This is a genomic window from Streptomyces silvisoli (assembly GCF_029269905.1).
Lineage (GTDB): Bacteria > Actinomycetota > Actinomycetes > Streptomycetales > Streptomycetaceae > Streptantibioticus_A > Streptantibioticus_A silvisoli_A.
This window is the reverse complement of record NZ_JARJBC010000003.1, coordinates 520,319-529,279: the sequence shown is the minus strand read 5'-3', so window position 1 is coordinate 529,279 and position 8,961 is coordinate 520,319. Positions and strand designations below refer to the sequence as shown.

General features: G+C 72.3%; 7 protein-coding genes. 2 read left to right on the top strand and 5 right to left on the bottom strand.

The annotated features are described in order from the left end of the window. The first annotated feature begins 130 nt into the window (after positions 1–130). Positions 131–2,044 carry a primary-amine oxidase gene (locus P3G67_RS07960; RefSeq protein WP_276092805.1) on the top strand — a complete coding sequence of 638 codons (1,914 nt, stop codon included), beginning with the start codon at positions 131–133 and terminating at the stop codon, positions 2,042–2,044. 4 nt (positions 2,045–2,048) lie between these two features. On the opposite strand, the gene P3G67_RS07955 is transcribed toward P3G67_RS07960, so the two are convergent. Next, the gene (locus tag P3G67_RS07955) at positions 2,049–2,960 is read right to left on the bottom strand and encodes a squalene/phytoene synthase family protein (protein WP_276092804.1); all 912 of its coding nucleotides are present in this window, start codon (positions 2,958–2,960) and stop codon (positions 2,049–2,051) included. Between the two features lie 154 nt (positions 2,961–3,114). Here P3G67_RS07955 and P3G67_RS07950 point away from each other — a divergent pair, with 154 nt between their 5' ends. After that, positions 3,115–4,446, top strand: coding sequence for an FAD-dependent oxidoreductase (locus P3G67_RS07950; protein WP_276092803.1), 1,332 nt, complete (start codon positions 3,115–3,117; stop codon positions 4,444–4,446). On the opposite strand, the gene P3G67_RS07945 is transcribed toward P3G67_RS07950, so the two are convergent. The 4 genes from P3G67_RS07945 to P3G67_RS07930 are packed head-to-tail and all read right to left on the bottom strand — an operon-like array spanning position 4,443 to position 8,891. Beyond that, complete coding sequence (locus P3G67_RS07945) at positions 4,443–5,894, bottom strand: metallophosphoesterase family protein (protein WP_276092802.1); 1,452 nt, start codon at positions 5,892–5,894, stop codon at positions 4,443–4,445. The genes P3G67_RS07950 and P3G67_RS07945 overlap by 4 nt on opposite strands. 47 nt (positions 5,895–5,941) lie before the next feature. Next, positions 5,942–6,457: a copper chaperone PCu(A)C gene (locus tag P3G67_RS07940; RefSeq protein ID WP_276092801.1), complete on the bottom strand. Its 516-nt coding sequence runs from the start codon at positions 6,455–6,457 to the stop codon at positions 5,942–5,944. Then, positions 6,454–8,688, bottom strand: a complete 2,235-nt coding sequence (locus P3G67_RS07935) for a heavy metal translocating P-type ATPase (protein ID WP_391858215.1) — start codon at positions 8,686–8,688, stop codon at positions 6,454–6,456. Before P3G67_RS07935 ends, P3G67_RS07940 begins: the two co-directional genes overlap by 4 nt. Further along, a complete protein-coding gene (locus P3G67_RS07930; protein ID WP_276092800.1) occupies positions 8,685–8,891 on the bottom strand; it encodes a hypothetical protein in 207 nt (68 codons plus the stop codon). The genes P3G67_RS07935 and P3G67_RS07930 overlap by 4 nt, the downstream gene beginning before the upstream one ends. Between the last annotated feature and the right edge of the window lie 70 nt (positions 8,892–8,961).

Here is an 8,961-nt window from a genome sequence, read left to right as displayed (position 1 = left end):
GGGGCTCCGGGCGGCCAAGTCCCTTGAGCCTTGCCAACGGCGCCCACATGACAGCCATACCCAGAGCCCCTGGGCCCTCCGATCTTACGAATGACCAGATCAGACCCATGCCTTGAAAGGTAGGACCGTCATGACGTGTTGCCACCCCCAGCGCGCGGCAGCCGACGCCCACCCCCTCGACCCGCTGACCGCCGACGAGATCGACTCCGCCCGGCGCGTTCTCCAACGATCCGGTAAGGCGGGGGAGTCCACCCGCTTCCCGCTCGTGCTGCTCGACGAACCCGACCGGCACACCGCCACCGCACACCGCGACGGCGACCCCGTGACGCGCCGACTGCGCGTCACCCTGCTCGACTCCCGTACCGGCGCCGCCGCCGAAGCGGTGGTGGACGTCACCGCCGGGCTGCTGCTCTCCCACCGGGAGCTGGACCCGGCCACCGAAGGCCAGCCGCCGGTCACCTTCGAGGAGTACGAGGTCGTCGATTCGGTGGTCAAGGGCGACCCGGGCTGGCGCAAGGCCATGGCCGAGCGCGGCATCACCGACACCGGACTCGCCATCTGCGCACCACTGTGCGCGGGCAGCGCCACCGACCACGGCGACGGCGGCCGCAGACTGCTGCGTTCCCTGACCTGGCTGCGCTGCGACGCCACAGACAGCCCCTGGGCGCATCCGGTGGGCGGGCTGTTCGCCGACGTGGATGTGATCGAGCGGCGCGTGGTGCGGCTGATCGACACCGGCGCGGTGCCCGTCCCGGCCGAATGCGGCCGGTACGAGGCCGAGTTCAACGGGCCGCCGCGCACCGGTCTGCGCCCGTTGGAGATCCGCCAGCCGCAGGGGCCCTCGTTCGAGATCTCCGGCCGCCAACTCAGCTGGCAGAAATGGAGTTTCCGTATCGACTTCAACGCCCGTGAGGGCCTGGTACTGCACCAGATCACCTTTCGGGACGGGGACCGCGAACGCTCCGTACTGCACCGCGCCTCGCTGGCCGAGATGGCGGTGGCCTACGGCGAGGCGGAGGCGTCCCGCAACTGGGTGGCGTTCCTGGACGCCGGAGAGTACTCGCTGGGCCGCAACGCCAACGCGCTGAAGCTCGGTTGCGACTGCCTGGGCGAGATCCGCTACCTCGACGCGGTGCTCGCCGACGACGAGGGCGCCGCGTACACGCTGCCCAACGCCGTCTGTGTGCACGAGGAGGACGTCGGGCTGCTGTGGAAGCACACGGACATCTTCAACGACGACGCGGCGCACAGCCGCCGCGCGCGGCGGCTCGTCGTCTCCTACATCGCGACCGTCGGCAACTACGACTACGGCTTCTACTGGTACTTCCACCAGGACGGCACCATCGGGTTCGAGGCCAAGTCCACCGGCATCGTGCAGACGTCGGCGATCCGGCCCGGCGCCGGATCGCCGCACGGTACGGAGGTGGCGCCGGGGCTGCTGGCGCCGTACCACCAGCATCTGTTCTGTGTGCGGTTGGACGCCGCGGTCGACGGCGCGCGGAACACGGTGGAGGAGGTCGACGTCGTACCGGTTCCCACTGGTCCCGGCAACCCCAACGGCAACGCCTTCACCGTGCGCGGCACCGTGATCGCTGACAGCGCGGAGGGCGGTCGGATCGCCGACGCGGCGGTGGGCCGGCGGTGGCGTATCACCAATCCCGGTGTGCGCAACCGGATGGGCGAACCGGTGGCGTACACACTCGTGCCGCAGCCCGGTCCCGTGCTGCTGGCCCGGCCCGGGTCGGCGGCGCGGCGCCGGATGGCCTACGGCACCAGGCACCTGTGGGTCACCCGGTACCGGCCCGACCGGCACTACCCCGCCGGGGACTACCCCAACCAGCATCCCGGCGGGGCGGGACTACCGGAATGGACCGCCGCCGGTGAGCCGTTGGAGAACACCGAACTCACCCTCTGGCACACCTTCGGGCCCACACATCTGCCGCGGCTGGAGGAGTGGCCGGTGATGCCCGTTGACGTGTCCGGGTTCATGCTGAGGCCGACGGGGTTCTTCGACCGCAACCCCGCGCTGGATCTTCCCAGTTAGCGCCTTATGGCCGCAGCCGCCTGGCCCGCAGGTACTCGCGGACCAGCACGCCCAGCGCCGCCGGCGACGAAGGGCTTGCCGGACCGCGCAGCAGGGCGATCTCCTTGGTGGCGGCCGCGGTCACGGTGAGCCGTTCCAGCTCGATCAGCGCCCGGACCAACGGGCGGTTGGCGGGCGGCACGAGGTCCACCAGGGCGCGGGCGGCGACCAGTTGGCCGTCGGCCTGGTCCAGCAGATGCTGAAGCAGCTCGCGGGTGCCCGGGGTGTCGTGGGCCTCCTCCAGGTCGGCGCGGGTCACGCCGTACTGGTCCATGACCTCCACCGGAACGGCCAGCCGTCCGCCGCGCAGGTCCTCGGCCAGGTCGTTGACGAAGTCCAGGCGCTGGCTGCCGTCGATGTACGTACGGCAGGCCGCGCGATACGCCTCCAGACCGTCCTGCGGTGCCAGCAGGCAGGCGATCAGCATGAACGAGGGAAGCGAGTAGCCGTCGACGTAGCGCTGGTAGTCCGCCTCGGTCGGGAACCCGGAGAACTCCAGGTCGGTGCGGGCCGTGCTGAGGTACTCCTCGACATGGTCGCGCAGCCGCGGATGGGCGCCGATGGAGTGCAGCAGCGCCCTGAGCACCGGCAGATCGCTCTCACCGGTGTCCAGCGCCTCGCGTACCCGCTTCTCCCACCCCGCGTAGCTGTCGGCCCGTTCCGCCTCCGGACCGCTGTCCATGACAGTGTCGCCGTGGTGCATGAAGGCCGTGGCGGCGATCACATGCGGGAACAACGCAGCGGGCAGCAGCAGCCTGGCGGCCAGATAGGAACTGCGCCGGTATCGCGCCACGATCTTCCGCTGCTCGGTGTAGTCGTCGCGCAGCCCGGTGTCCCTGATGTCAGCCGCGTCAAGTGCCGTCTTCCATGAGCTCATTGGCCGTTGACCGTTCCTCCTTGGGGACTGACTGGCACCGGAAGCCTATCGGTAAGCGGAATGGCCGAATGTGTGCGGTCGGCGCGGGGGCCGGGGACGTGACGGAGCCGTACCGCCGTAGGCTGCGGCGGGGAACCGGTGACAGGGGGTGTGGATGCGTACGGCACTGGTACTGGGTGGCAGCATCGCCGGGCTGATGGCGGCCAGGGTGCTGAGCGACCACGCGGAGCGCGTGGTGATCGTCGACGCGGACGACCTCGACACGGACGGCGCCCGGCCGGGCGTGCCGCAGTTGGCGCATCTGCACGTCCTGCTGGACATGGGAGGCACCCAGCTCCAGCGGTGGTTGCCGGGGCTGATCGGCGAACTCGTCGACGACGGGGCCGTGCTGTCCGACTGGGATCGCATGTGGCAGTACCTTGACGGAGCGCGCAAGGTTTCCGTCTCCGGACGCCAACTGCTCGGTGCCACCCGCCCGTTCATCGAGTCCCGGGTACGGCGCCGGGTCCTGGCGCGGGAGAACGTCACGGTGGTGCGCGGCCGGGTCGACGGGTTGCGGTTCACCGGCAACCGGGTCAGCGGGGCGTACTACCTGCCGCTCGGCGCGGACCGCGACGGCCGCGAGGAACTGGCCGGGGACCTGGTGGTGGACGCGACGGGACGCGCCAGCCGGCTCGGTGCCTGGCTGGAGGCGGCGGGCTGGCAGGCGCCGCCACTGGAGCGGATGCGCATCGACCTCGGATACGCCACGGCGCTGTTCGGCCGCGGCACCGAGCTGCCGGGCGTCACGACCGCGCAGTGCCTGAGCAGCGCTCCGGCCGCCGGACAGCCGCCGGAGGACACCGCGGCCATGTCCGAGGTGGAGGGCGGCCGCTGGATGGTGGTACTGGCCAACTACGCTGACCGGCGGCCGACCAGGGATCCGGAGGAGTTCCTCACCCGGTGCGGCAAGCTGGGGGCCGAGCCGTTCCAGGAGGTGGCGGCGCGGTGCGAGATGCTCGGCGAGGTCGTCGTGCACAGCGTGGCGGACAGCCGCCGCCGCGACTTCCGGCGGCTGGACCGGTTCCCCGCCGGACTGGTCGCGGTGGGTGACGCGGTCGCCGCGTTCAACCCGGTCTACGGCCAGGGTATGGCGTCGGCGACGCTGCACGCGTCCTGCCTGTCGGCCTTCCTGCGCTCGGGAGAGTCGCTGCAGGAGCCCGCGTGGGGGTACTTCCGCCGAGTGCGGGTGGTGGTGGACGCGGCCTGGCAGCTCTCCACCCTGGGCGACCTCGCGCAACCGCATGTGACCGGCCCGTACCCGCCCGGCTACCGCTTCGCCAGCTGGTACAGCGAGCGGTTCTTGGCCGCGACCGTCACCGACCCCGAGGTCAACCAGGTGTTCGTCGACGTGGTGAACATGCGTGAGCACCCCAGGTTGCTCACACGTCCGTCCACCGTGTTGCGCGTGGCCAAGGCGCTGACCGGTCGCAGGCGGGCGGGTTAGCCCACCGGGACCAGACCCGACAGGTCCCGTAGCACGGTGTGGTTGCGGTCGGCGATGGTGCCCAGGGTGTAGTGCGGCCACAGGCCGAAGTACTCGGCGCGGGTACGCTGACTCCAGCGTTTCGCCAGCTCTGTCCGGGTCTTGTAGAAGTTGACCTGATATCCACCGGTGTGGCAGCGCAGTAGTGCGTAGCCGCCCGGATACTCCTTGGTGGCGGCGACCTCCAGGAACTCGACTGCGCTGCTGTCCTGCGCGAAGGTGCGCTTGTTGCGGTGGGTGTGCCCGCAGTGGTGGAAGAAGACGCCCGGGGTGCGCCGGTAGAGCGCCTCCAGTTCCCGGGCCCTGCCCTGGTCCAGGTCGAAGCCGGGACCGGCCGCGGTGGTGACCGCCGACTCGAAGGTCACCGGATGGTGGCCGAACAGCAGCGTTGGACGGTCCCGGTCCTCCCGCAACGCCCGTCTGAGATCGGCCAGTTGGCCGTCGTCCAGGGTGCCGCCCGCAGCGTCCAACGTCGTGGTGTCGAGCCCGATGATCCGCAAACCCCCCACCTCGTGGGTGGACAGCGTCTGCCGCCGGTAGGGGAAGGTGTCCCCCCAGCAGTCGTGGTGGTCGTCCGCGCCCGGCACCGGAGTGCACCCCGCGTAGTCCTTCCCCACGTGCGGGCGGTCGTGGTTGCCGCGGGCCACGAAGTAGTCCCGGCTCAACCTGCCCCAGCCGTCCAGCAGTTGCCGTACCCGGGCCACGTCCTGCGGCCGGGCCTCGGCGGTCAGGTCACCGGCGACCAGTAGCGCGTCGGCGCCCCGGTCCGGCTTGCGCAGGTCGTCCAGCAGCGCTTCCAGCATCACTTCCGGATACGGCGGCAGCCCAGGGTCCTGCTGGAACGACGGCGGCCAGTCGCCGACGATGATGCCGGCGGTCTGCTCGCCCATGTGCAGGTCGTTGCAGAGCGCGACGGTGAACAGATGGCGACCGGGCGGCGGCACCAGCGTGGTGAACACCCCTCGGGCGTCCATCGACCCACCGCTGCCCGGGAACTGCAACGCGGCCTGCTGGGCGACCTGCCCCGCCGACCGGCCCTGGAAGGCGTACGTACGCCCCGGCTCCAGCCCGTGCACCTCGGCGTAGTGGAACGCCGTCGGGGCGGTGTCGTGCAGCACGGTCCGCAGCGAGCCGGGGTTGCCGGGTTCGCCGAGCAGCAGCTCGGTGTCGGCGGGCACGGGGGTGGGCGCACCGTAGCGGTCCGCGTCGGTCGTCGAGCCGGTGAACCAGGTGATCACCACACTGGTGTCGGTGACCGTCACCACTTCCAGATCGGTCACCAGCAGCCCCTTGGGCCGCGCGGCGGCGGAGGCGGCGCCCGCCCCCGTGGCCACGTCGGCGAACGGCAGTACCGCGACCAGACCGGCCCACAACAGGGCCTGCCGGCGAGAGGAGGGACAGCAGTCCATGGCTGGGAAGTATGCTCCTCCGCCTTGAACTTGGGGAGAATCCGGGATTACGGGTCTCCCGATACGACCCGATTGCCGCACCCGTCCGTCGCGGGCCAGCAGCCCACCGGCACCGCGACCGCGACCGCCCGCACCGGCGGCCGGTCCCGGAACCGCAGCGCGAACCGCACCCGTTGGCCGGCGCGCAGCGGCACCGGAACGGTCACCACGAGGTCCCCGGCCATCGGTGCCATCGCCAACTCGCCCCGTGCGGGCACCGCAAGCGCGCCGGTCGGCAGCGAGCGGCCGGCGGCGCCCAGGTGCTGGTGCCGCAGCAGCGCGACGGGGCTGTCGAACTGCCAACTGGCCCCGGTCAGTTGGGCAGGGACATCGCCGGGGTTTCGTACGGTGAAGAACGCCGCCGTCCGCGCGCCCGCACCGTCCGAGGGGATGAGGATCGCCCCGTCGGCCACCTGGACCGGCCGCGCCCTGCCCGCGCCGCCCGTCAGCACCCAGCCGCACAGCAGCGCCAGCGTGGTGACGGCCGCGCCGAGTGGTGCCAGCGCCGTGGTCAGCGGCTTCATCGCGGACTCCCGGAGATCGGGACGCGCCGGGGCGCGGGCTCCCAGGTGCGCAGCCGCAGGCTGTTGCCGACGACCAGCAGCGAGCTGACCGACATCGCCAGCGCCGCCAGCATCGGGTTGAGCAGCCCGACCGCGGCAAGCGGTATCAGTACGGCGTTGTAGCCGAACGCCCACACCAGGTTGGCGCGAATGGTCACCAGGGTGCGCCGGGCCAGCCGTACCGCGTCGATCAGTGCCTCGATGTCGCCGCGCACCAGGGTGAGCCCGGCCGCGCCGATCGCCGCGTCGGTGCCGGTGCCCAGGGCGATGCCCAGGTCGGCGGCGGCGAGCGCGGCGGCGTCGTTGACCCCGTCGCCGACCACGGCCGTGGTGCGGCCGGACGCCCGCAGCGCCGACACCACCTCGGCCTTGTGCTGCGGCGTGGCGGCCGCGTGCACCCGCTCCATGCCCAACTGCCGGGCCACCGCGTGGGCCGCGCCGGGCTGGTCGCCGGTGAGCAGCACGGTCGCCAGACCCATGCGGCGCATCCGGTCCACCGCGCGGTAGCTGCCCGGCCGCACGGTGTCGCCCACCGCGAAGACCGCCGCGGGCAGGCCGTCCAACTCGGCCAGCACCGCCGTGTGCCCCTGCTCCGCCGCCCGGTCGAGCGCCTCCCGCAACGGTTCCGGCAGCGGTGCGCCGCCGTCCGGCCGCAGCACCCGAACCCGCCGTCCCGCCACAACTCCCGCCACTCCGCTGCCGGGTGTGGCGGTGAAGTCCGTGACCTCCGGCAGCGGCGTGCCGTGGCGCTGCCGGGCGGCGGCCGCCAGAGCCCGCCCCAACGGGTGCTCCGAGCGGTGCTCCACCGCTCCGGCCAGCCGCAGCACCTCGTCGTCGTGGCCCGGGGCGAGGGTGGTCTCGGCCAGTCGCATCCGGCCGGTGGTCAGGGTGCCGGTCTTGTCCAGCACCACGGTGTCCACCCGCCGCAGGCTCTCCAGCACCTCGGGTCCCCGCACCAGGACGCCCAGTTCGGCGCCGCGTCCCGCGGCGGCCATCAGCGCGGTGGGCGTGGCCAGCCCCAGCGCGCACGGGCAGGCCACCACCAGCACGGCGACCGCCGAGGCCACCGCCGACTGCGGCGCCGCTCCGGCGCCCAACCAGAAGCCCAGCACGCACACCGCGACGGTCAGCACACAGGGCACGAACACCCCGGCCACCGCGTCCGCCAGCCGCTGCGACCTGGCCTTGCCCGCCTGCGCGTCGGCCACCAGGGCGGTGATCCGGGCGAGTTGGGTGTCGGCGCCGACCGCGGTGGCCCGCACCACGAGTGTTCCGCCGATGTTGAGGGCGGCGCCGGTGACCTGGTCGCCGGGGCCGGTCTCCCGCGGGGCGCTCTCGCCGGTGAGCAGCGACAGGTCGACGGCGGAGCGGCCGTCCACCACGATGCCGTCGGTGGCGACCTTCTCGCCCGGCCGCACCACGAACTCCTGTCCCGGCAGCAGCCGATCCACCGGAACGCGTTCTTCCGTGCCGTCCCGGCGTATCCACACGTCCCTGGCGCCGAGTTCGGCCAGCGCCCGCAGCGCCGATCCGGTACGCCGCCGCACCCTGCCCTCCAGGTACCGTCCGCACAGCACGAACAGCGGTACGCCGACCGCCGCCTCCAGGTAGATGTCCGCGCCCGCGGTGGCGCCCGCGGTGAGCGAGAACGGCATCCGCATGCCCGGGGCCCCGGCGCCGCCCACGAACAGCGCGTACGCCGACCAGCCGAAGGAGGCCAGTACGCCCAGGCTCACCAGGGTGTCCATGGTCGCGGTGGCGTGCCGCAGACTGCGCCAACTCCTGTGGTGGAACGGGTAGGCGCCCCAGGTCGCCACCGGCGCGGCCAGCATGAAGCACAGCCACTGCCAGTCGCGGAACTGCAGCGACGGCACCATCGACAGGGCGATCACGGGTACGGACAGCGCGGCCACCAACCCCAACCGGATCCGGTCGGCGTTCTCGCCGGGTGCTTGCGGATCCACCGGGCGCTGGTCGCGCACCAAGTCGGCGGTGTAGCCCGCGCGTTCGACGCAGGCGATCAACTCCGTCGTCTCGACACCGGCGGGATGCACCACCCGCGCCCGGCCGGTGGCGAGGTTGACGCCCGCGGTGACGCCGTCGATCCTGGTCAGCCGCTTCTCCACCCGGGACACGCAGGCCGCGCAGGTCATACCGCCGATGGCCAGGTCCGTGGTGCGTGTGTCGGTCACCGGTGCGTGCCCTCCATGGTCATGCCGGGCATACCGGGCATGCCGCCGTCCCCCGAGGACTGCTGCGGTCCCGGCCGCAGGTCGGGGGCGACCGGTCCCACGGACCTGCCGACCAGGAACGACGCCGCGAAGGCGACTCCCAGGGCGACGGCGAAGCCAAGGAGCGCCGGTACCGTCCTTCTTGCCGAGTACGTTGCGATCACGTCCCGGTAGTCGGCTCGGGTCCGCGGCTGGTTCCCGTCGCCTGGCGACGCCTGGTGGAACGCTGGAACC

Coding starts and splice junctions, on each gene's coding strand:
- P3G67_RS07960 (WP_276092805.1), top strand. CDS start 131: ATGACGTGTTGCCACCCCCAGCGCGCGGCAGCCGACGCCCACCCCCTC.
- P3G67_RS07955 (WP_276092804.1), bottom strand. CDS start 2,960: ATGAGCTCATGGAAGACGGCACTTGACGCGGCTGACATCAGGGACACC.
- P3G67_RS07950 (WP_276092803.1), top strand. CDS start 3,115: ATGCGTACGGCACTGGTACTGGGTGGCAGCATCGCCGGGCTGATGGCG.
- P3G67_RS07945 (WP_276092802.1), bottom strand. CDS start 5,894: ATGGACTGCTGTCCCTCCTCTCGCCGGCAGGCCCTGTTGTGGGCCGGT.
- P3G67_RS07940 (WP_276092801.1), bottom strand. CDS start 6,457: ATGAAGCCGCTGACCACGGCGCTGGCACCACTCGGCGCGGCCGTCACC.